The sequence below is a fragment of the Streptomyces sp. NPDC002306 genome, assembly GCF_053593435.1.
This window is the reverse complement of record NZ_JBSFCK010000010.1, coordinates 165,681-187,161: the sequence shown is the minus strand read 5'-3', so window position 1 is coordinate 187,161 and position 21,481 is coordinate 165,681. Positions and strand designations below refer to the sequence as shown.

The 21,481-nt window shown below is 71.1% G+C and carries 20 protein-coding genes and 2 tRNA genes; 14 read left to right on the top strand and 8 right to left on the bottom strand.

Going from position 1 to position 21,481, the window contains the following annotated elements:
* Window positions 1-183 precede the first annotated feature (183 nt).
* The 3 genes from ACWCQK_RS21720 to ACWCQK_RS21710 are packed head-to-tail and all read left to right on the top strand — an operon-like array spanning window position 184 to window position 2,075.
* Entirely contained in the window at window positions 184-645 is a 462-nt protein-coding gene (locus ACWCQK_RS21720) for a molybdenum cofactor biosynthesis protein MoaE (protein ID WP_451157184.1), read from the top strand.
* Between the two features lie 60 nt (window positions 646-705).
* A complete protein-coding gene (locus tag ACWCQK_RS21715) occupies window positions 706-927 on the top strand; it encodes a hypothetical protein (protein WP_451157377.1) in 222 nt (73 codons plus the stop codon).
* Between the two features lie 50 nt (window positions 928-977).
* Window positions 978-2,075: a YlbL family protein gene (locus ACWCQK_RS21710; RefSeq protein ID WP_451157182.1), complete on the top strand. Its 1,098-nt coding sequence runs from the start codon at window positions 978-980 to the stop codon at window positions 2,073-2,075.
* Window positions 2,076-2,147: 72 nt separating this feature from the next.
* Here the strand turns inward: ACWCQK_RS21710 and ACWCQK_RS21705 are convergent, their stop codons facing one another.
* Window positions 2,148-2,690, bottom strand: a complete 543-nt coding sequence (locus ACWCQK_RS21705) for a PPA1309 family protein (protein WP_451157180.1) — start codon at window positions 2,688-2,690, stop codon at window positions 2,148-2,150.
* Window positions 2,691-2,854: 164 nt separating this feature from the next.
* Between ACWCQK_RS21705 and ACWCQK_RS21700 the strand changes: the two genes are divergently transcribed.
* The 4 genes from ACWCQK_RS21700 to ACWCQK_RS21685 all read left to right on the top strand — a co-directional run bounded on the left by ACWCQK_RS21700 (window position 2,855) and on the right by ACWCQK_RS21685 (window position 8,525).
* Window positions 2,855-5,812, top strand: coding sequence for a UPF0182 family membrane protein (locus ACWCQK_RS21700; protein WP_451157370.1), 2,958 nt, complete (start codon window positions 2,855-2,857; stop codon window positions 5,810-5,812).
* A gap of 76 nt (window positions 5,813-5,888) precedes the next feature.
* Window positions 5,889-5,962, top strand: a tRNA-Met gene (locus ACWCQK_RS21695).
* Between the two features lie 206 nt (window positions 5,963-6,168).
* On the top strand, window positions 6,169-8,052 hold the full coding sequence (locus ACWCQK_RS21690) for a sel1 repeat family protein (protein ID WP_451157178.1): 1,884 nt from the start codon (window positions 6,169-6,171) through the stop codon (window positions 8,050-8,052).
* Window positions 8,053-8,451: 399 nt separating this feature from the next.
* Window positions 8,452-8,525 (top strand) — tRNA-Met (locus tag ACWCQK_RS21685).
* Between the two features lie 160 nt (window positions 8,526-8,685).
* On the opposite strand, the gene ACWCQK_RS21680 is transcribed toward ACWCQK_RS21685, so the two are convergent.
* Window positions 8,686-9,102 (bottom strand): Fur family transcriptional regulator, encoded by a 417-nt coding sequence (locus ACWCQK_RS21680; protein WP_451157176.1) that lies wholly within the window; start codon window positions 9,100-9,102, stop codon window positions 8,686-8,688.
* A gap of 145 nt (window positions 9,103-9,247) precedes the next feature.
* Here ACWCQK_RS21680 and ACWCQK_RS21675 point away from each other — a divergent pair, with 145 nt between their 5' ends.
* Complete coding sequence (locus ACWCQK_RS21675) at window positions 9,248-10,720, top strand: catalase (RefSeq protein ID WP_451157174.1); 1,473 nt, start codon at window positions 9,248-9,250, stop codon at window positions 10,718-10,720.
* A 187-nt stretch (window positions 10,721-10,907) separates the two neighbouring features.
* On the opposite strand, the gene ACWCQK_RS21670 is transcribed toward ACWCQK_RS21675, so the two are convergent.
* Together ACWCQK_RS21670 and hisN are read right to left on the bottom strand one after the other, a co-directional pair.
* Entirely contained in the window at window positions 10,908-11,300 is a 393-nt protein-coding gene (locus ACWCQK_RS21670; RefSeq protein ID WP_451157172.1) for a CBS domain-containing protein, read from the bottom strand.
* A 174-nt stretch (window positions 11,301-11,474) separates the two neighbouring features.
* A complete protein-coding gene (gene hisN / locus ACWCQK_RS21665) occupies window positions 11,475-12,275 on the bottom strand; it encodes a histidinol-phosphatase (protein WP_451157170.1) in 801 nt (266 codons plus the stop codon).
* A gap of 188 nt (window positions 12,276-12,463) precedes the next feature.
* Here hisN and ACWCQK_RS21660 point away from each other — a divergent pair, with 188 nt between their 5' ends.
* Window positions 12,464-13,078 (top strand): TetR/AcrR family transcriptional regulator, encoded by a 615-nt coding sequence (locus tag ACWCQK_RS21660; protein WP_451157168.1) that lies wholly within the window; start codon window positions 12,464-12,466, stop codon window positions 13,076-13,078.
* A 4-nt stretch (window positions 13,079-13,082) separates the two neighbouring features.
* Here the strand turns inward: ACWCQK_RS21660 and ACWCQK_RS21655 are convergent, their stop codons facing one another.
* The 4 genes from ACWCQK_RS21655 to ACWCQK_RS21640 form a co-directional block, all read right to left on the bottom strand.
* Window positions 13,083-13,406, bottom strand: a complete 324-nt coding sequence (locus ACWCQK_RS21655) for a DMT family transporter (protein ID WP_451157166.1) — start codon at window positions 13,404-13,406, stop codon at window positions 13,083-13,085.
* Window positions 13,407-13,714: 308 nt separating this feature from the next.
* Window positions 13,715-14,728: a ribosome small subunit-dependent GTPase A gene (gene rsgA / locus ACWCQK_RS21650; RefSeq protein ID WP_451157164.1), complete on the bottom strand. Its 1,014-nt coding sequence runs from the start codon at window positions 14,726-14,728 to the stop codon at window positions 13,715-13,717.
* A gap of 10 nt (window positions 14,729-14,738) precedes the next feature.
* Entirely contained in the window at window positions 14,739-16,070 is a 1,332-nt protein-coding gene (gene aroA, locus ACWCQK_RS21645) for a 3-phosphoshikimate 1-carboxyvinyltransferase (protein WP_451157162.1), read from the bottom strand.
* A gap of 135 nt (window positions 16,071-16,205) precedes the next feature.
* Window positions 16,206-16,928, bottom strand: a complete 723-nt coding sequence (locus ACWCQK_RS21640; RefSeq protein WP_451157160.1) for a M50 family metallopeptidase — start codon at window positions 16,926-16,928, stop codon at window positions 16,206-16,208.
* Window positions 16,929-16,977: 49 nt separating this feature from the next.
* On the opposite strand from ACWCQK_RS21640, the gene ACWCQK_RS21635 reads away from it, so the two are divergent.
* From ACWCQK_RS21635 to ACWCQK_RS21615, 5 genes are all read left to right on the top strand, one after another.
* Entirely contained in the window at window positions 16,978-17,793 is an 816-nt protein-coding gene (locus ACWCQK_RS21635) for an SOS response-associated peptidase (protein WP_451157158.1), read from the top strand.
* 13 nt (window positions 17,794-17,806) lie between these two features.
* Window positions 17,807-18,460 (top strand): alpha/beta hydrolase family protein, encoded by a 654-nt coding sequence (locus ACWCQK_RS21630; protein ID WP_451157368.1) that lies wholly within the window; start codon window positions 17,807-17,809, stop codon window positions 18,458-18,460.
* A 310-nt stretch (window positions 18,461-18,770) separates the two neighbouring features.
* On the top strand, window positions 18,771-19,454 hold the full coding sequence (gene sigR / locus ACWCQK_RS21625) for an RNA polymerase sigma factor SigR (RefSeq protein ID WP_451157156.1): 684 nt from the start codon (window positions 18,771-18,773) through the stop codon (window positions 19,452-19,454).
* Window positions 19,451-19,762: a mycothiol system anti-sigma-R factor gene (gene rsrA / locus ACWCQK_RS21620; protein WP_451157154.1), complete on the top strand. Its 312-nt coding sequence runs from the start codon at window positions 19,451-19,453 to the stop codon at window positions 19,760-19,762. The genes sigR and rsrA overlap by 4 nt, the downstream gene beginning before the upstream one ends.
* A 211-nt stretch (window positions 19,763-19,973) precedes the next feature.
* Window positions 19,974-21,452: an HD-GYP domain-containing protein gene (locus tag ACWCQK_RS21615; RefSeq protein WP_451157152.1), complete on the top strand. Its 1,479-nt coding sequence runs from the start codon at window positions 19,974-19,976 to the stop codon at window positions 21,450-21,452.
* Window positions 21,453-21,481: the final 29 nt, after the last annotated feature.

Genomic DNA, 21,481 nt, shown 5'->3' with positions numbered 1-21,481 from the left:
AGGAGCCGATGGTCCGATATCCGATGATCCGAGCGCGGGGAGGGCCCGAGAGGGCGCGTCCGCGCGGGAGTGTCGTCGTGGGTGTCGTCGAGGACGTCCTGGAGGAGCGTCCGAACGCGTACCCGCGAGTGCCGGGTGAAAGCGGTATTCCGTGTGGTCCCCGGCGTGCGGCACGATGGGGGCATGGCATCCACGAACGGTCACCCCGGTGAGCAGGCGGCGCAGGACCCCATCAGGCTGATCGCCGTCCGCGACAGCGCGCTCTCCGTGGACGAGGTCTTCCGGGCCGTGGGGGACGACGCCGCCGGGGGGACGGCGCTGTTCGTGGGCACGGTGCGCGACCACGACGGCGGCACGGACGTCGAGGGGCTCGGCTACTCGTGCCATCCCAGTGCCGAGGCGGAGATGCGGCGGATCGCGGAGAAGGTCGTCGCCGAGTACCCGGTGCGGGCGCTGGCCGCGGTGCACCGCGTCGGCGACCTCGGGATCGGGGACCTCGCCGTCGTCGTGGCCGTGTCCTGCCCGCACCGCGGCGAGGCGTTCAGCGCCTGCCGCAAGCTGATCGACGACCTCAAGCACGAGGTGCCCATCTGGAAGCACCAGAGGTTCTCCGACGGCACCGAGGAGTGGGTCGGCGCCTGCTGAACGCCATGTCCCTCTTCCGGTTGCGTAACCCCACCCCGGGCGTGAGCGTTGTCAGTGCGGATGGTTAATCTGCTGATCAGTCAGTTGCGGTTGCTCACATGGGGTTGGGAGGTCGGCATGGGGGTTCTCGTCTGGCTGCTGATTCCGTTCGCGGCTGCCGTCGGCGCCGGTCTGTGGGGCAGTTGGGCCAATCGGACGAGAAAGACGCGTGGCGACGGTCCCGAGCTGGACGGTTATGCCCGCTTTTGTGCGGCGATGGAGAAGACACACACCGGCACCTGACGGGGTGGCCCTGACGGTGCGCTGACAGAGGCGTCCCGTAATGTCGAGTCATGCCACGCCGCACCGCGACGATGCTCGCCTCCACCCTGATGCTGATCGCGCTCCTGTGTGCGGGAGTGTTCATCCCCGTGCCGTACTCGGAGATGTCCCCGGGGCCCACGGTGAACACCCTCGGCGAGCACGGCGGCGAACCGGTGCTCCAGATCTCCGGGCACAAGACGTATCCGACCAGCGGCAACCTGAACATGACCACCGTGCGGGTCACCAGCGCCGACTACCGGATGAACCTCGTCGAGGCCGTCTACGGGTGGCTGGCGCACGACAACAAGATCGTGCCGCACGACACGCTCTACCCGGACGGCAAGACCGAGGAGCAGTCCACCCAGGAGAACGCCGAGGAGTTCAGCCAGTCCCAGGAGAGCGCCAAGGTCGCCGCCCTGAAGGAACTCGGCGTCCCGGTGAAGGCGTGGGTGATCGTCTCGACGGTCGTCAAGGATTCCCCGGCCGAGGGCCAACTGCACGCCGGTGACGTGATCAAGGCCGTCGACGGCACGACGGTCAAGGAGCCAACCGACGTCGCGAAGCTGGTGACCAAGCACAAGCCCGGCGACGACGTCGTCTTCACGATCGTGCCCGCGAAGGAGCAGGCCGCCGCCGAGAAGGCGAACCGGACGGCGACCACGACCGAGAAGGTCACGATCACCACCAGGGCGTCCGACGACCAGGGCGAGAAGCGGGCCATCGTCGGGATCTCCGCCGGGACCGATCACACGTTCCCGTTCAGCATCGACATCAAGCTCGCCGACGTCGGCGGACCGAGCGCCGGTCTGATGTTCGCGCTGGGCATCTACGACAAGCTCACTCCGGGCAGCCTCACCGGCGGCACGTTCGTCGCCGGCACCGGGACCATCGACGACGAGGGCACGGTCGGGCCCATCGGCGGCATCGAGATGAAGACCGTCGGCGCCCGCGACAAGGGTGCCCAGTACTTCCTGACGCCCGCCGACAACTGCGCGGCCGCCGCCGAGGACACCCCCTCGGGACTGCGCCTGGTCAAGGTGAGGACCATCGCCGACGCGCTCGACGCCCTCAAGGACATTCGTTCCGGCGACACCGCCGACCTGCCGAAGTGCACCACCAAGGGCTGACACACCGCATGCCGCGCACGGCTGGGGGCGCCCCCGAAGCGGAGGGCGCCCCCAGTGCCGTACGCCGGAACCTCAGTCCTCGAACGTCGCCGTCAGTGCCTCCGCCAGACCCGGGACCAGGTCCGCGCCCGTGAGGACCTCCGTCGGGGAGTCCTTCTCGCGCAGCCGCAGGGCCGAATCGCGGGTGCCGTCGCGCAGGACCGCGACCGTCATGCGGACCTCCTGACGCTCCGGGTGCTCGGCCACCCACGTGGCCAGCTTCGCCTCGCTCAGGCCCTGCGGGACCTGCGCCTCGGCGGACGGCGGGAGCATCAGCCGCTCGACGGTGAGCGCGCAGCCGACCACCGCGTCCGGCCAGGCGATCGTGGCCAGGAACTCGTCGAGCGCCTTGTCCGTTGGAATCTCGTCCTGCTCGATCGGGGTGAGACCGGTGGTCTCCTGTTCCTCACTCAGGCCGAGCTGGGCCGCGAGTGAGGGTTCCTGGGTCCGCAGTCGTGCGGTGTCGACGAGGGCGAAGAGGCGGGCGGGCTGGTCCCAGCCGAGGCCGGAGGCGTACTCGTCGATCTCGAGTACGGCCCGGGTGAGCGGGCTCGCTGCCATGGGAGTGTTGGACATGGTCACAATCCTGCCTCGTTCCCCGCCGGAATCGGGAACCGAGTAAAGCGTGAGTAAGTTGCATAGGTGTGGGCCTGCGATCACCAGGCCCCGGGGAGGGCCCGCAACAATGCGGACCTGACGTTTCGACAGCGAACTTCGAGGTGCGCACCTTGGCTTTCCAGATGCCGGACCGCGGCGGAGGCCCGACAGGGCCGCGGATCAGAGTGGGCCGCCCGTCCCGGCGCGTCCGGACCCTGCTCATGACGCTGGGCGTCCTTGCCGTTCTCGGTATGGCGTTCACCATGTTCGCGGGCTTCTGGACGGACTGGCTCTGGTACCGGTCGGTGAACTACTCGTCCGTGTTCACGACGACGCTGTGGACCAAGATCGGGCTCTTCTCCGTCTTCGGCCTGCTGATGGCCCTCGCGGTCGGCTTCAACATCTGGCTCGCCCACCGGCTGCGCCCGCCGCTGAGCGCCATGTCGATGGAACAGCAGAGCCTGGACCGTTACCGGATGGGCATCGCGCCCTACAAGAAGTGGCTGCTGTTCGGCATCACCGCCCTGGTCGGCCTCATCGCGGGCGCGTCCGCGTCGAGCCAGTGGCGGACCTGGCTGATGTGGGTCAACGGCGTGCCCTTCCACCAGAAGGACTCGCAGTTCCACCTCGACGTCTCCTTCTACGCCTTCGATCTGCCCTGGTACCGGTTCCTGCTCGGCTTCGGCTTCGCCGCCGCGATCCTGTCCCTGATCGCCGCCGCGCTCACCCACTACCTGTACGGCGGACTGCGCATCACCAGCCCGGGCGCGCGTGCCACGGCCGCGGCCACCGGGCACCTGTCGGTGCTCCTCGGTATCTTCGTCGCCCTGAAGGCGGTCGCGTACTGGCTCGACCGGTACGGCCTCGCGGTCAAGTCCAGCGACTTCAAGGCGACCGACAACTGGACGGGCCTCAGGTACGTCGACGCGAACGCCTATCTGCCGGCGAAGACGATCCTGTTCTGCATCGCCGTCATCTGCGCCCTGTTGTTCTTCGCCACGCTGTGGCGGCGCACCTGGCAGCTGCCCGTGATCGGCTTCGGCCTGATGGTGCTCTCCGCGATCCTCATCGGCGGCCTGTACCCGGCGATCGTCCAGAAGTTCCAGGTCCAGCCGAACGAGCAGGCCAAGGAAGCGCCGTACGTCGAGAAGAACCTCAAGGCGACGCGCGAGGCCTACGGCATCGACGGCACCCAGGTCACCGAGTACTCGGGCAAGAGCGACACCACGGACAAGACCAAGCTGCGGGACGACGTCGACGGCACGGCGAGCATCCGCATCCTGGACCCGAACATCGTCTCGCCCACGTTCCAGCAGCTCCAGCAGATCAGGAACTACTACGCGTTCCCGACCAACCTGGATGTGGACCGCTACTCCAAGGACGGCAAGGACCAGGACACCGTCCTCGGTCTGCGTGAGCTGAACCTCGGCGGCATCCCGAAGAACAACTGGATCAACGACCACTTCCGCTACACCCACGGCTACGGTGTGGTCGCCGCCAAGGGCACGGAGGCCGACGCGGAGGGCCGCCCGGTCTTCACCGAGTCCGACCTGCCGTCCACCGGTGACCTCGGGACGTATCAGCAGCGGGTCTACTACGGCGAGAAGACCACCACGTACTCGATCGTCGGCGGTCCCCAGAAGGAGATCGACTACTCCGACGACAACGGTGAGAAGACCACCAGTTACCGGGGCAAGAGCGGGGTCAACCTCGCCAACCCGATCAACCGGGCCGCGTACGCGGTGGCCTTCGGCGAGCCGCAGATCCTGTACTCCGGTGCCATCGGCGAGGGCTCGCGGATCCTGTACAACCGCACGCCCAAGGAGCGCGTCGAGGCGGTCGCCCCGTGGCTGACCATCGACGGCGACGCCTACCCGGCGGTCGTGGGCGGCAAGATCCAGTGGATCGTCGACGCGTACACGACCACCAACGGGTATCCGTACGCCTCTCGTACGACCCTCGGTGACACGACGGCGGACTCGCTGACCGCGACGAACAACTCGCGTGCGGTGGTGGCCCAGCAGAACCAGGTCAACTACATCCGCAACTCGGTGAAGGCGACCGTCGACGCGTACACCGGTGACGTCAAGCTCTACCAGTGGGACACCGAGGACCCGGTCCTGAAGACCTGGATGAAGGCGTTCCCGGGCACGGTGAAGGCCAGGACGGACATCCCGGACGCCCTGATGGATCACCTGCGGTACCCGCAGGACCTGTTCAAGGTCCAGCGCGAGCTGCTCACCCGCTACCACGTGAAGGACGCGCAGACGTTCCTCAGCGGCAGCGAGGTGTGGCAGGTGCCGGACGAGCCGACGAACAAGTCGGGCGACGCGGTGCCGCCGTACTACCTGAGCATGAAGATGCCCGACCAGGCGGCGCAGGCGTTCTCCCTGACGACGACGTTCACGCCCAACGGCCGTGACAACCTGAGCGCGTTCATGGCGGTGGACTCCGAACCGGGCACCACCGACTACGGCAAGATCAGAATCCTGAAACTGCCGACCAACACGACGGTCAACGGGCCCAAACAGGTGCAGAGCCAGTTCAACTCCGAACAGGACATCGCGGAGTCGATCAAGTTGCTCAAGGGCGGCGACTCCGATGTCGAGTACGGCAACCTGCTGACGGTGCCGCTCGACGGGGGCCTGCTCTACGTGGAACCCGTCTACGTGCGCGGTGGCGGACTCAAGTACCCGCTGCTGCGCAAGGTCTTGGTGACCTACGGAGGCAACACCGCCTTCGAGGACACGCTCGACGAGGCCCTCGACAAGGTCTTCGGGGCGGAGGGCTCGACCACGCCGCCACCGGACGACGGCACCAAGAACCCGCCGACGTCGTCCAACCCGACGGTCCAAGAGGCGCTGGACGACGCCCAGAAGGCCTTCGACGCCGGCCAGGAGGCTCTGAAGAAGGGCGACTGGCAGGCGTACGGCGAGGCGCAGAAGGATCTCGAGGACGCGCTGCGGCGGGCCGAGGACGCGCAGAGCGAGGGCGGCAAAGCCGGCGGGAGCGGCGCCAGTCCGACTCCGGGCAGCAGCCCCAGCGGTGGTCCCAGCGCCAGCCCCAGCGGTAGCCCGAGCAGCAGTCCGAGCAGTGGCTAGGTGCCGCTGAGCAGCCGCTGAGCGGCATCTGAGTGAAGGGCTCCCCTCGCGCCGTGGTACGGTTGGGACACAACGGCGCGGGGTGGAGCAGCTCGGTAGCTCGCTGGGCTCATAACCCAGAGGTCGCAGGTTCAAATCCTGTCCCCGCTACTGAACGCGAAGGCCCGGATCCTCCAAGGATCCGGGCCTTCGTGGTGTGCGAACGCATGTGCCGACCCTCTGGACGGCCGCGCCGACGGGGGGAGTTGGGGAGAACCGTGTTTGACTTGTCTCTCTGTGGGCATGTCGACAAAACGCTGAAGTGACCTCACTCACTGCGGTATACCAGGTGTACCCGGGTTGCAGGTGGTGCGACGATGGACGTTATGGGGGACAAGGCAACTCTGTTGGAGACAGGGCGGTTTGTGCAGTCTGCTGATTTTGCACGGTCTGCTGACCTTGTGCAGCAGCGGGCCGGCCTGGTGCAGCCGACGGACCTTGTGCAGTCTTCCGACCGGGACGAGACCGGCGAGGCCGCCGAGGAGGCGCGCCTGCGGCTCGCCGTGGAAGCCGGTGACGCCGAGGCGATGAGCGTCCTCGGGGCCATGCTGCTGCGCCGCGGCGATCTCGACGCGGCCGAGCCCCATCTGCGGGGCGCCACCGCCGCCGGCGACCGTGCCGCCGCCAACAACCTGGGCGTCCTTCTGCATCAGCGCGGGTACGCCGACGACGCCGCGGGCTGGTGGCGGATCGCCGCGGTGGCCGGTTCCGCGGCGGCCGCGCACGCGCTCGGCCGCTACCACCGCGAGCGCGGGGACGAGCCCGCCGCCGAGTACTGGCTGCGCCAGTCCGCCGAGCAGGGGCACGCCCTGGGCGCGTACGCCCTCGCCGACCTGCTGGAGCACCGCGCCGACGCCGGGGCCGCGCAGTGGATGCGGGCGGCCGCCGAGCGGGGACACCGGGAGGCGGCGTACCGGCTCGCCAGGTCGCTGGACCGGCGAGCCGTGGAGGAGGCCGACGGTGACAACGGTGTCGAGGGGCCGGTGGACGCCGAGGCCGAGCAGTGGTACCGGCAGGCCGCCGCGCGCGGACACCGCCGGGCGGCGCTGCACCTCGGGGCGATCCTCGAACGGCGCGGCGAGCTGAGGGAGGCGGGCCGCTGGTACCTGACGTCCGCCAAGGACGGGGAGGCGCGGGCCGCCTGCGCCCTCGGCTTCCTGCTGCGGGACGCCGGTGACACCGAGAGCGCCGCCGTGTGGTGGCTGCGGGCCGCCCAGGACGGGGACGGCAACGCGGCGAACGCGCTGGGCGCGCTGCACGCCGAGCGCGGCGAGACGCAGACCGCCGAACGCTGGTACCGGGCCGCGATGGACGCCGGTGACGACAACGGCGCGTACAACCTCGGGCTGCTCTGCGCGGAGCAGGGGAGGACCGCGCAGGCCGAGCAGTGGTACCGGCGCGCCGCGTACGCCGGGCACCGGGAGGCCGCGAACGCGCTGGCGATCCTGCTGCTCCAGGGCGGCGACACGACCGGGGCCGAGCCGTGGTTCTCCAAGGCGGCGGAGGCCGGGAGCGTGGACGCCGCGTTCAACCTGGGCATCCTGTACGCGGGGCGGGGCACGGAGCGCGAGGACGAGGCCGCGCTGCGGTGGTACGAGCGGGCGGCGGCGGCCGGGCACACGGAAGCCGCGCTCCAGGTCGGGATCGCCCGGCTGCGGGACGGCGACGAACGGGAGGCGGAGCGGCATCTGCGGTGCGCGGCGGGCGGCGGCAGCGCCGAGGCCGCGTACCGGCTGGCCGCGGTGCTGGACGCCCGGCGCCCCGCGACGTCCGCGCACGAGCTCGGCGAGCATGTGCACGAGAAGACCGAGTGCGAGGAGTGGTACGAGCGGGCGGCCACCCAGGGGCACAGGCGGGCGCAGGTGCGGGTCGGGATGCTCGCGGCCGACCGCGGCGATGTGGTGGAGGCGGCCCGGTGGTACCGGGCGGCGGCCGAGGCCGGGTCGCGGAACGGGGCGTTCAACCTGGGTCTGCTGCTGGCCCGGGAGGGGAGCGAGCCCGAGGCGGCCGTGTGGTGGACGCGTGCCGCCGACGCGGGGCACGGGCGGGCGGCGCTGCGGCTGGCCCTCGTCTACGCGCGTCGTGGGGAGCTCGCGGAGGGGCAGCGGTGGGCCGACCGGGCGGTCTCGCTGGGACCGGCGGAGGTGTCCGAACGGGCGGCCCGGCTGCGGGACGCGCTGCGGGAAGAGCTGTCGGCCTGAGCGGTGGTGTGTGTGGGGGGCGTTCCGGAGGGCGGGGCGCTTGTCGGTGCGGCGGGGTGCCGCTGCGCGGGCCTCGGGCGGCCGGTGGCGGCAGAGCTGCGTCCGCCTCGGGCTGGCGTCGACACTGTGTCTGCCTGAGCAGCCATCGCCCGGCAGAGCTGCGTCGGCCTCGGTTCGCCACCGGGAGGGAGTGGGACTGCCTCCGCCTGAGGCCGCCACCAGCGGTGAGAGTGCGTCCGTCTCGGGCCTTCGCCAGCGGCTGGCTGTGTCCGGCCGGGCCGTCGCGGGGTTCGCGTGCGCTCGCGCGTGCCGTCCGCGGCGGCATGTGGGCCCCACGCCGCGAGCGCGAGAAGTGATTTGCTTCTGTCCGCATGCTTGACGTAACGTTGCATTCATCGACGCGGGGTGGAGCAGCTCGGTAGCTCGCTGGGCTCATAACCCAGAGGTCGCAGGTTCAAATCCTGTCCCCGCTACTGAAGCCGAGGGCCGGAATCCGAAAGGGTTCCGGCCCTCGGTGTTTCCGGGGCCTCGGTGTTTCCGTTCGCGCCGTCAGAGCCGGCGAGTGCGGCCAGGTCGCGCGGGAGCGAGTCGCCGCGGGGCCGCCGCGTCAGGCGAGGGGTGTGGCTGCCGCTGTCATGCCGCCGCGCAGTCCGGGCACACGCCGCGGTACATCACCTCGACCTCCGACACCGTGAAGCCGAAGCGCTCCGTGTCGGGGAGGTCGGCCAGCGGGTTGCCGCCGGGGTGGACGTCGCGGATCGCGCCGCACCGGGCGCACACCAGGTGGTGGTGGGGGCGGTGGGCGTTGGGGTCGTACCTCTTGGCGCGCTTGTCGGTCGCGACCTCGAGCACCTCGCCGAGGGAGACCAGCTCGCCCAGCGTGTTGTAGACGGTCGCCCGGGAGATCTCGGGCAGCTTGACGACAGCCCTCGCGTGCACCTCGTCGGCCGTCAGATGGACGTGATCGCCGTCGAGGACCTCGGCCACGACGCGCCGCTGCGCGGTCATACGCCATCCGCGTCCGCGCAGCCGTTCCAGTAGGTCACTCATACGAATCAGCGTAACAGCAGGGGGACCAGGTCCCGAATGGGTGTGACTTTGGAGCCCTGCTTGATTTAGATAATGTCCATTGTAGGATCGGGTTCGACATTGCTCAGAGGGGCAGGACCGGCCGGGAATGACGCAGGAGGCGCACATGACGCAGGAGACGCGGGGGACGCAGGGTCCGCTCACGACGGAGGCCGGTGCTCCGGTGGCCGACAACCAGAACAGCGAGACCGCGGGTGTCGGCGGCCCGGTCCTCGTCCAGGACCAGCTGCTGCTGGAGAAGCTCGCCCACTTCAACCGGGAGCGCATCCCGGAGCGGGTCGTGCACGCGCGCGGCGCCGGTGCCTACGGCACCTTCACGGTCACCGCCGATGTCAGCGCGTACACGCGTGCCGCGTTCCTTTCCGAGGTGGGCAAGCAGACCGAGACGTTCCTGCGCTTCTCGACGGTGGCGGGCAACCTCGGCGCGGCCGACGCCGTCCGTGATCCTCGCGGCTGGGCGCTGAAGTTCTACACCGAGGAGGGCAACTACGACCTCGTCGGCAACAACACCCCGGTCTTCTTCATCAGGGACGCCATCAAGTTCCCCGACTTCATCCACACCCAGAAGCGCGACCCGTACACGGGCAGCCAGGAGGCGGACAACGTCTGGGACTTCTGGGGGCTCAGCCCGGAGAGCACCCACCAGGTGACCTGGCTGTTCGGTGACCGCGGCATCCCGGCCTCGTACCGCCACATGAACGGCTACGGCTCGCACACCTACCAGTGGAACAACGAGGCCGGCGAGGTCTTCTGGGTCAAGTACCACTTCAAGACCGACCAGGGCATCAAGAACCTCACCCAGGCCGAGGCCAACCGGCTCGCCGGTGAGGACCCGGACTCGCACCAGCGTGACCTGCGTGAGTCCATCGAGCGCGGCGACTTCCCGACCTGGACGGTCCAGGTCCAGATCATGCCGGCGGCCGATGCGGCGACGTACCGCTTCAACCCGTTCGACCTCACCAAGGTGTGGCCGCACGAGGACTACCCGCCGGTGGAGATCGGCCGGCTGGAGCTCAACCGCAACCCGGAGAACGTCTTCGCCGAGGTCGAGCAGTCGATCTTCAGCCCCGCGCACTTCGTGCCGGGCATCGGGCCGTCGCCCGACAAGATGCTCCAGGGCCGCCTCTTCGCGTACGGCGACGCCCACCGCTACCGCGTCGGCATCAACGCCGACCACCTGCCGGTGAACCGTCCGCACGCCACCGAGGCGCGCACCCACTCGCGTGACGGCTTCCTCTACGACGGCCGTCACAAGGGCGCGAAGAACTACGAGCCGAACAGCTTCGGCGGCCCCTTCCAGACGGACCGTCCGCTGTGGCAGCCCTTCGGCGGTTTCACGGCCGGCACCGGCAACCACGAGACCCCGGTGCACGCCGAAGACAACGACTTCGTGCAGGCCGGCGACCTCTACCGGCTGATGTCGGAGGAGGAGCGGACCCGGCTGATCGACAACCTCGCCGGCTTCATCGCCAAGGTCTCCCGGGACGACATCGCCGAGCGGGCCGTGGACAACTTCCGCCGGGCGGACGGCGACTTCGGCAAGCGCCTGGCGGCCGCTGTCCAGGAACGGCGCGGCTGACGCGGAGGCCGGACCGCGTGACGCCGGGGTCGGACCGCGTGCGCTGACGTCGCCGTCGGATCACGTGTGCTGACGTCGCCGCAGCTCCAGGTGTCCTGACGGCTTCGGCAGGTCGTGACGGCGGAGCGCCTTTCTCCGTGAGGGCGGGCCGGGTTCCCCGAGGTGGGGGCCCGGCCCGTTTCGCGTGTCAGGCGGGGGCGTGCTGCCGGGCCGGTGCCCAGCAGCGGATGATGTCGCGCACCGAGACGATGCCTGCGGGCTCGCCGCGATCGAGGACGACGAGATGGCGGAAGCCGCCGTGAGCCATGGCCCCGGCCGCCTCCTCCAGGGTCCATGTCGTGGTGGCGAAGACGACGTTGTTCGTGGTGTGGGCGTGGGTGCGTTCGGTGTCCGGGTTCTGGCCGAGGCCCACCGAGTTGAGGATGTCGCGCTCGGTGAGGATGCCGATGCCGCCGGCGTCCGGGTCGAGGACCAGGGCGGCGCCGACGCGGCGCGCGGACATCAGGGCGGCCGCCTGGCGGAGGGTGTGGTCGGGGCCGATGGTGAGGACCACCGTGCTCATGGCGTCGCGGACGAGCATGGGACGGAGCCACCTCCTAGAAATCCCCCCGATGGTTCGGGCCCGGCGCCGAAGGCGCCTATGAGGTGCTGCACAAGTTCACAAGTGGGGGTGCTCACAGCGTGACAGGTAAAGCGGAGGTCAACAAGGGGGCGTGCGCCGCCAATTGAGGGCGCACACGCTCATTTGTGCCGATCAGTAGCGCTGGTTGAGATACCCCAGTAGTTCGTCGTGCAGCAGGCCGTTCGACGCGGCCGCGCTGCCGCTGTGCGGGCCCGGGCGGCCGTCGAGGCCGGTGAAGGTGCCGCCGGCCTCCGTCACGACGATCGAGGGGGCGGCCATGTCCCAGAGGGAGAGTTCGGGCTCCGCGCACAGGTCGACCGAGCCCTCGGCGACCATCATGTAGGGCCAGAAGTCGCCGTACGCGCGCGTGCGCCACACCTCGCGGGTGAGGTCCAGGAAGCCGTTCAGCCGCCCCTGTTCCTCCCAGCCGCCCAGCGAGGAGTACGCGAAGGAGGCGTCGCTCAGCTTCGAGACCTGGGAGACGCGCAGCCGGGACGCCGAGGACAGGCTGCGGCCGGTGAACGCGCCGTGGCCCTTCGCCGCCCACCAGCGGCGGCCCAGGGCGGGGGCGGAGACGACACCGACGACGGGCTGGTAGCCGCCCTCCGCCGCCTCCGTCAGGGAGATGAGAGTGGCCCAGACGGGCACGCCCCGTACGTAGTTCTTGGTGCCGTCGATCGGGTCGACCACCCAGCGGCGGGGGCCGGTGCCCTCGATGCCGTACTCCTCGCCGAGGATCGCGTCCCGGGGGCGGGCGCGCTGGAGCTGGCCGCGGATGAGTTCCTCGGCTGCCTTGTCGGCCTCGCTCACCGGCGTCATGTCCGGCTTCGTCTCGACCTTGAGGTCGAGCGCCTTGAAGCGGGCCATCGTCCCCGCGTCGGCCGCGTCGGCGAGGACGTGGGCGAGGCGGAGGTCGTCCAGGTAGTCCGGCATGTAACGAACCGTATCTGCCGAGGTGGGTGCGGGGCTACAGGGGGTCGGCGGGTGCGGGGCCGCGACTCGTGTCCCGGCGTCGCCCGCGTACGGGGGGCCGCGGGCGCCCCTCGGTGCCGTCGCGAACCCTTGACAGTGCCTTCCCGCGCGTCAAATCTGGGCGCAGAGCCGCTCGCCCCAGGGAGGCGATGATGCCTGCAGCGCGGGAATCCCTACTGGACGCCGCCTATACGGCGCTGGCCCGCCGGCCGTGGTCCGCGGTGCGGATGGTGGACGTCGCGGCGGTGGCCGGGGTGTCCCGGCAGACGCTGTACAACGAGTTCGGCAGCAAGGAGGGGCTGGCCCGGGCGCTCGTCAGGCGCGAGGCCGACGGATATCTCGCGGGCGTCGAACGCGCGCTGGCCGCGCACGCCGACGCCCGCGAACGGCTCACCGCCACCGCCGAGTGGACGGCGTCGGCCGCCCGCGAGAACGTGCTCGTACGGGCCATGCTCACCGGCTGCTGGAGCGAACGGCTGCCCTCCCCGACGCTGACCGCGGTGCCGTCCTCCTCGGCCGTACCGGCGCAGCGGCGCGCGGACGGACCGTTGCCCTCGCCCGGTGACTTCGTGGCGATGGTCCGCGACCGGGCCGTGGCCGCCCTCTCCGGTCCCGGCGCCGGCCGGCCGGAGACCGTGGAACTGGCCCGTTCCTGTGAACTCGCCGTCCGTATCGCCCTGTCCTGCGTGTCCGCGCCGCCGCCGGGGGAGGGCGGGATCGGGGAACTGGTGCGGGGCGCCTTACCCCGTCAGCCCGCCGTGTGACGCCTCAGTGCGCCGAGCCGGACAGCTGGAGGCCGATCACGCCGGCGATCACCAGGCTGATCGAGATGATCTTCAGCGTCGAGACCAGGTCGCCGAGGAAGATCATGCCGTAGATCGCGGTGCCCGCCGCGCCGATGCCGGTCCACACCGCGTAGGCGGGACCCACGTCGAGTTTCCTCAGGGCCAGCGTCAGCAGGCCGAAGCTGCCGAGGGCGAAGCAGGCGAAGGCGACGGTCGGCCAGAGTCTGGTGAAGCCGTGCGAGAGTTTCAGGCACACGGCGAAGCCGGTCTCGAGCAACCCCGCGACGATGACCAGCAGCCACGCCATGTGCTGTCCTCCCGTGTGTCAGCGCTTGTCAGCGTTACGTGACCGCTTCGTCAGGCTCGGATCCGGCTCGGTGCGATTATGCACTTACCGGACTCGGGCTCCGACAAACAACGCGGAGGTCAGTCGCCTTTCCCCGGCGCGGGTCGCACGCTCGCCCGGTCGCTCTGCGTGCGTTCCGCCAGTCGCCGCGCGCGTGCGCTCCGCCGGCGGCCGCGCCCGCCCCCTCGACCGCTCCCCGCCCGCCCCCGCTCGGCGCTTGCCTTCTCAACCGTCCCGTCCGCCCCCTCCGTCGCTTCCCGTCCGCCCTCTCAGTCGCCCTCCGTGCGTTCCCGGGTCGACAGGAGCCGGCGCAGGGAGTACAGGCGGGCCGGGTCGGCGTGGCCCTCGGCGACCCAGGCGTCCAGCGCGCAGTCCGGCTCGTCGTGGCTGCACGCGCGCGGGCAGCCCTCCGTGCCCGGCTCCAGGTCGGGGAAGGCGTGGATCACGCGGGACGGATCCACGTGGTGCAGGCCGAACGACCGTACGCCCGGGGTGTCGACCACCCAGCCGTCGTCGCTGTCCGCCAGCGGCAGCGCCAGCGCGGAGGTGGTGGTGTGCCGGCCGCGGCCCGTCACCGCGTTCACGTGCCCGGTCGTACGCCGCTGCTCCACCGGCACCAGCGCGTTCACCAGCGTCGTCTTGCCGACGCCGGAGTGTCCGACGAACGCCGTGATCTTCCCGTCGAGCTGCTCGCGCACCCGGGCGACAGCCGTGCCGTTCTCCAGCTCCTCGCGGCTGGTGACGACGTACGGGATGTCGAGGTCGCCGTACAGCTCCAGGAGCTTGTCCGGCGGGGCCAGGTCGGACTTGGTCAGCACCAGGAGGGGGGTCAGGCCGCCGTCGAACGCCGCCACCAGGCAGCGGTCGATCAGCCGCGGGCGGGGCTCGGGGTCGGCCAGGGCCGTGACGATGGCCAGCTGGTCGGCGTTGGCCACGACCACGCGCTCGTAGGGGTCGTCGTCGTCCGCGGTGCGGCGCAGCACCGAACTCCGGCCCTCGATGCGGACGATGCGCGCGAGGGTGTCCTTCTTGCCCGAGAGATCACCGACCAGGGCCACCCGGTCGCCGACCACGGCCGCCTTGCGGCCCAGTTCGCGGGCCTTCATCGCCATCACGACCCGGTCCTCGACGAGGACGGTCAGCCGTCCCCGGTCGACGGTGAGGATCATGCCCTCGGCGGCGTCCTCGTGCTTGGGACGGATGTGCGTGCGGGGTCGGTTGCCCTTGCGGTTCGGGCGGGAGCGGATGTCGTCCTCGTCGGTGTGCTTGCCGTAGCGGCGCATGGCGTGGTTCCTAGGCCCCGAGCATCCCGGTCCACAGTTCCGGGAAGTCCGGAAGCGTCTTCGCCGTCGTCGCCACGTTCTCGATCTGCACGCCGTCCACCGCCAGGCCGAGGATCGCGCCGGCCGTCGCCATGCGGTGGTCCTCGTAGGTGTGGAAGATCCCGCCGTGCAGGCGGCGGGGCCGGATGTGCAGCCCGTCGGCCGTCTCGGTGACATCGCCGCCGAGTTCGTTGATCTCCTTGGTGAGCGCGGCCAGGCGGTCCGTCTCGTGCAACCGCAGATGGGCCACGCCCCGCAGGTGCGAGGGGGAGTCCGCCAGGGCGGCGACGGCCGCGACGCCCGGGGTCAGCTCGCCGACCTCGCCGAGGTCCACGTCGATGCCGTGGATGCCGCCTGACCCGGTGAACACGAGTCCGTACTCGGTCAGTTCGCAGCTGCCGCCCATCTCGGTGAAGATCTCGCGCAGCCGGTCACCGGGCTGGGTGGTGCGGGCCGGCCAGTCCGGGACGACGACCCGGCCGCCCGTCACCAGCGCCGCCGCCAGGAACGGCTGCGCGTTGGACAGGTCCGGCTCGATGGTCAGGTCGCGGCCGAGCAGCGCGCCCGGGGTGACCCGCCAGACGTTCGGCTCGCCGCCCGACTCCGGGGTGTCGACCTGGGCGCCGACCGCGCGCAGCATGTCCACCGTCATCCGGATGTGGGGCATCGACGGCAGGGTGGCTCCGGTGTGACGGACCTCCACGCCCTGGTTGTAGCGCGGCCCGGACAGCAGCAGGGCGCTGACGAACTGGGACGAGGACGAGGCGTCGATGGCGACCGGGCCGCCGTCCAGGGCTCCGCCGCCGTGCACCGTCAGCGGCAGCGCGCCCCGGCCGTCGTCGTCGATCCGGGCGCCGAGGGCGCGCAGGGCGTCGATCACGCCGTTGAGGGGACGCTCGTACGACCGGGGGTCGCCGTCGAAGCGGATGGGGCCGTCGGCCAGCGCGGCGACCGGCGGCAGGAAGCGCATCACCGTGCCCGCGTTGCCGACGTCGACCGTGGCCGGGCCGTGCAGGCCCGCGGGGATCACCCGCCAGGCCTCGCCCGTACCGCCCGCCACCGTGGAACTGGAGGACACCGTCTCCTCGATGCCGACGCCCATCGCGCGCAGGGCGCCGGCCATCAGCAGGGTGTCGCGGGAGCGCAGCGGGCGGCGCAGCCAGCCCGGCTCCGAGGCGAGGGCGGCGAGCACCAGGGCCCGGTTGGTGACCGACTTGGACCCGGGCACGTGGACCGTCGCGTCGACGGCTCCGCTCGCGTGCGGGGCGGGCCAGAGGGCGGTGTGGGCGGGGTTCTCGGTCATGCGCCCCACTTTAGTGGCTGTCGGTGACCGGAGATCTTGATCAAAAGCGGCGAAAGCGGAGCGAAAAAGCGACAGGGGAATTGCCGTGCATATATGCGCGGCCAAGGTCCGCGCACCTGCCGCAACCGCCCGCGCTCACACCTCCAGCAGCCACCTGCCCCCGCCGATCAGCGAGCACAGGGACACCGCGTGGAACAGGAACAGCCACAGCCCCGCCGGGACGTGCGTCAGCCGTGACAACTGGTCCGCGTCCGAGTCGCCGGCACCCCCGCGTGAGCGCTTGGCCTGGAGCTCGAAGGCCGGGCGCACCCCGCCGAGCAGCAGGAACCACACCACCGCGTAGGCGAACGCCGCCTGCACCTGGGGCCCGGCCAGCCAGGACACCAGCAGGAACGCCCCGCCGGTGAGCACCACGGTCAGCGCTCCGTAGGCGTTGCGGATCATCACCAGCATCACGAGCAGCAGAGCGGTGGCCAGCCACAGCAGCAGGGTGATGTGACCGGCGCCGAGCAGTGCGGCGCCGCCGAGGCCGAGCAGCGGGGGAGCGGTGTAGCCCGCGGCCGCGGTGAGGATCATGCCCAAGCCGTACGGCTTGCCCCGGCTCACGGTGAGACCGCTGGTGTCGGAGTGCAGCCGGATACCGGTGAGGGTGCGGCCGGTCACCAGTGCCACCAGCCCGTGGCCGCCCTCGTGCGCGATGGTGATCGCGTTGCGCGAGACCCGCCACAGAGTGTGCGGCAGGACTATGGCGAGCGCCGCGACCATGGTGGCGAGCACCACCCACAGGTCGGGGTCGGGCTGGGTGCCGAAGACCCGGTCCCAGAGGTCGGGCAGCGCGATCGCGGCGATGCTGTCCATGTAGGCGGAGACTCCCTCTGGTCGTACCGGGTCTGGCAGTGTGGCACGTATGTGCGGACGGTATGCATCGAGTCGTAGGCCCGAGGATCTCGCGGGAACCTTTGAGGTCGAGCGGTGGGAGCCCGAGGAGGCTCTGGCCCCCGACTACAACGTGGCCCCGACCAAAGAGGTCTACGCGATCCTCGACCGTCCCGTGAAGGACGCCGACGACCCCCGTCCGGTTCGCCAGCTGCGCCGGCTCAAGTGGGGTCTCGTGCCGTCCTGGGCCAAGTCGCCCGAGGGCGCCGCCCGGATGATCAACGCGCGCGCGGAGACCGTCCACGAGAAGCCGTCCTTCCGCCGTCCCTTCGCCGCCCGGCGCTGCATCCTGCCCGCCGACGGCTACTACGAGTGGGTCACCGGCACGCAGGAGCGCGACCTGGAGGTCGAGGGGAAGAAGAAGCGGCCGCGCAAGCAGCCGTACTTCGTGCTCCCGGCCGACGGCTCGGTCTTCGCGATGGCCGGGCTGTACGAGTTCTGGCGGGACCGGACGCTTCCCGACGAGCACCCGCTGGCCTGGTGGGTCACCTGCTCGGTGATCACCACCGAGGCCGAGACCACCCCGCTGGCCGTGACCCCCGCCGAAGGCCCGTACACCCTGGCCGACATCCACCCCCGGATGCCGCTCATGCTGACGCCGGACCGCTGGGACGCCTGGCTCGACCCGGCCCGCACGGACGTCGAGGAACTGCGCGCGCTGCTGACCCCGCCGCCCGCCGGGCTGATGCGCGCCTACCCGGTGTCCACGGCCGTCAGCAACGTCCGCAACAACGGCGCGGAGCTGCTCAAGGAGCTGGAGGGGCCCGTGGAGGGCACACTCTTCTGACGTGACGAACGCGATGAATGTGACGAACGAGACAGGTGAGACCAGCCAGCTCGTCGAGACGGACGCCGGGGACGCCCGTCTCACCTGGCACCGCGCCGACGAGCCCCGGCTGCTGCTCGCCGTCAGCCACGGCGCGGGGGGCGGCGTCGAGGCGCGCGACCTCCAGGCGCTGGCGGCGGCGCTCCCCGGGCACGGAGTGAGCGTCGTACTCGTCGAGCAGCCCTGGCGGGTGGCCGGCAAGAAGGTCGCCCCCGCGCCGAAGACGCTGGACGTCGGCTGGCGCGGGATCTGGCCCGCGGTGTCCGGCCCGGGGCTGCCGGTGATCTCCGGCGGCCGCAGCGCGGGCGCCCGGGTGGCCTGCCGTACGGCCGTGGAACTGGGCGCCGCCGCCGTGCTCGCGCTCAGCTTCCCGTTGCACCCGCCGGGCCGCCCGGAGAAGTCCCGGGCCGGCGAACTGCTCGGCGCCGGGGTGGCGACCCTGGTCGTGCAGGGCGGCAACGACCCGTTCGGGAAGCCGGCGGAGTTCCCCGCGGGCGACCACGAACTGGTCGAGGTCCCGTCCGCCGACCACGGCTTCGCCGTCCCCCGACGCGCGGAGATCACACCGGAGCGGGTCCTCGGGATCATCACCGACGCGGTCCTGACGTGGGCGGGGAGGCTCGGGTAAAGAACGGGAATGTTGTGTGCCCGATCACTGTTGAGGCGGACACAAGTGCTGGGGCACCAGTGCCGACGTCGAAGGAGAGGAAGTCCGCCGCATGGGTTCGACCATCTGCCCGCCGGTCACCCGCCACCACGGGGTGGACGGGCTGCGTTCGGCAGAGTCCGATCAGAGCCACAGCAGCCGCGCTGACCTGGACTGGACGGTGCTGCACGTGGCCAAGACCGCGCCCATTCGAGGGGCGGCGGGGACGGGTCGTCGTCTATCCTCCGAGACGAGTGGGATCGGTTTCGGTCCTGCCCAGGAACTTGAGGAGGTGGGTCCGGTCACTGGGACCGACGCAGGGACCGACAACGGCCAGGCGGAGCAGCCCGAGGGCCAGGGCATCAGCGCGGAGTCCGCCACGGAGCGCACCGCGCGCTTCGAGCGTGACGCGCTCGAATTCCTCGACCAGATGTACTCGGCCGCCCTGCGCATGACGCGCAACCCGGCCGACGCCGAGGACCTGGTGCAGGAGACGTACGCCAAGGCGTACGCGTCCTTCCACCAGTTCCGTGAGGGCACCAACCTCAAGGCGTGGCTGTACCGCATCCTCACCAACACGTTCATCAACTCGTACCGCAAGAAGCAGCGCGAACCTCAGCGCAGCGCGGCCGAGGAGATCGAGGACTGGCAGCTCGCTCGTGCCGAGTCGCACATGTCGACGGGTCTGCGCTCCGCCGAGTCGCAGGCGCTCGACCACCTGCCGGACTCGGACGTGAAAGCGGCGTTGCAGGCGATCCCCGAAGAGTTCCGCATCGCCGTCTATCTCGCGGACGTAGAGGGCTTTGCGTACAAGGAGATCGCGGACATCATGGGGACACCCATCGGTACGGTGATGTCCCGGCTGCACCGGGGCCGTCGTCAACTGCGCGGCATGCTCGAGGACTACGCCCGTGAGCGCGGACTGGTCCCGGCCGGTGCCGGAGAGTCGAACGAAGCGAAAGGTTCGGGCTCATGAGCTGCGGAGAGCCGCACGAGACGGACTGCAGTGAGGTACTCGACCACCTCTACGAGTTCCTCGACAGCGAGATGCCGGATCTTGATCGCGACAAGTTCCAGACCCACTTCGAGGAATGCTCGCCGTGCCTGGAGAAGTACGGTCTGGAGCAGGCCGTGAAGAAGCTGGTCAAGCGGTGCTGCGGGCATGACGACGTGCCCAGCGACCTGCGTGCCAAGGTCATGGGCCGGCTCGATCTGATCCGTTCCGGACAGGTCGTGCCCGATCACGACGTGACCGCGGCCCCGGTCACCCCGCAGGAGTCCTGAACCGGCGCGAGGGTCGTCACCCTCGCGAGACCGGCGACCCGCGCGAAGTCCGCCGGTCCTGAAAAGGGACCGAGCGAGGCTCGCCCGGGAACAGGCTCGCCGTCACCCGAACGTGCTAATCCGCGGCTGATCCGCCCGCGGGCCCTCCCGTGACCGCCCTAGGCTCCGAAGCCTGGACAGGCACGGTCACGGCCGGGGAGGGGCGGACGTCATGGAGGCGGCGGTACCGGGGCGGGCACGTGCGTACGTCGTCTGCGTCGCCCTCGGCGCCGTGCTCTGTCTGCGCCCGCTGCCGTCCGTGCGCGCGCCCTGGTGGGCCCTCGTGCTGCTCGCCGCCCTGTACGCCGGGGGCGAGCGGATCCTGCGCGGGCGCATCGCCGGAACGTTCCACCCCCTGCTGCTCACCGCGGCCTTCCTGCTGCCCCCGCCGGCCGCCGCACTGGTCGCGCTGCCGGGGGCGCTGCTGTCCCGGGCCGGCCGGCCCGTGCTGCTGCGACGCGTCTGGCGGGCCGCGCAGCTGACGCTCGCCGTGTGGACCGCGGCCCGGGTGCACGGGGCGCTCGGCGGGCGCGCGGCGGTGGCGGGGGCCGACTTCCCTTCCGTGCTGGTGCCCGCGGGCGCGGCCGTCCTGGTCTTCTGCCTGGTGCTGACCGCGCTCGACGGCGGAATTCTGGTGCTGGCCGAGCGGGTGTCGCCGCGGCGGGCCTGGCGCGGGCTGTTCCCGCGCTCCCTGGCGCCGGCCGCGGTGCACGGACTCGCCGGGCTGATGATGGCCGTGCTGTGGCGCAGCCCGTACGGGCCGGTCGCCGCGCTGCTCGTGCTGCTGCCCATGTGCGTGTCGTGGTGGGTGTTCGCGCAGTACCACCGGGAACGGGCCGCCCACCAGGCGACCATCCGCGCGCTGGTGCAGGCCGTCGACATCAAGGACGGGTACACCCGCGGGCACAGCGAGCGGGTCGGGCAGGCGTCCATGATGATCGCGCGGGAGCTGGGCATGGACGACGAGCGGGTCGAGGTGCTCCGCTTCGCCGGGATCCTGCACGACGTGGGGAAGCTGGGCGTGCCCACCCGGCTGCTGCGCAAGGACGGGCCGCTGACCCCCGAGGAGCGGCGGGTGATCGAGCTGCATCCCGAGTACGGGCACGAGATCGTGCGGGGCATCGGCTTCCTGGGGGAGGCCCGGTCGGCGATCCTGCACCATCACGAGCGGCTGGACGGCAGCGGCTATCCGTACGGGCTGGTCGGCGGCCAGATCCCGGAGTTCGCGCGCGTCGTCGCGGTCGCCGACGCGTTCGACGCGATGACGTCCACCCGGTCCTACCGCAGGGCCCGGCCGGTGCCGGCGGCGCTGGAGGAGCTGGAGCGATGCGCGGGCGCGCAGTTCGACCCGCTGATGGTCACGGCGCTGACACGCGCGCTCGACCGGAGCGGCTGGCATCCGGCGGTCACCGCCGAGGAGACCCGGGCATCCGCGCCGCTCCCGCCCCCTTGCGAGACGCCCGTTTCCCCTTCCGAGGCGCCCACCTCGTCTGCCGCTTCCGAGGCGCCGCCTTCCTCTGCCGCTTCCCCGCCCGCCCCCGCTGCCTCCCCGCCTTCCTCCGCCCCCTCGGCTCCCTCCGCCGCCTCGTCCCCCTCCGCCCCCGCCCCCCGGCCCCCCTCCGTCTCCGGTGGGCCCGGAGTGGCCCGGTGACGGCGGGGCGGTATTCGGCGTCGGGGCTC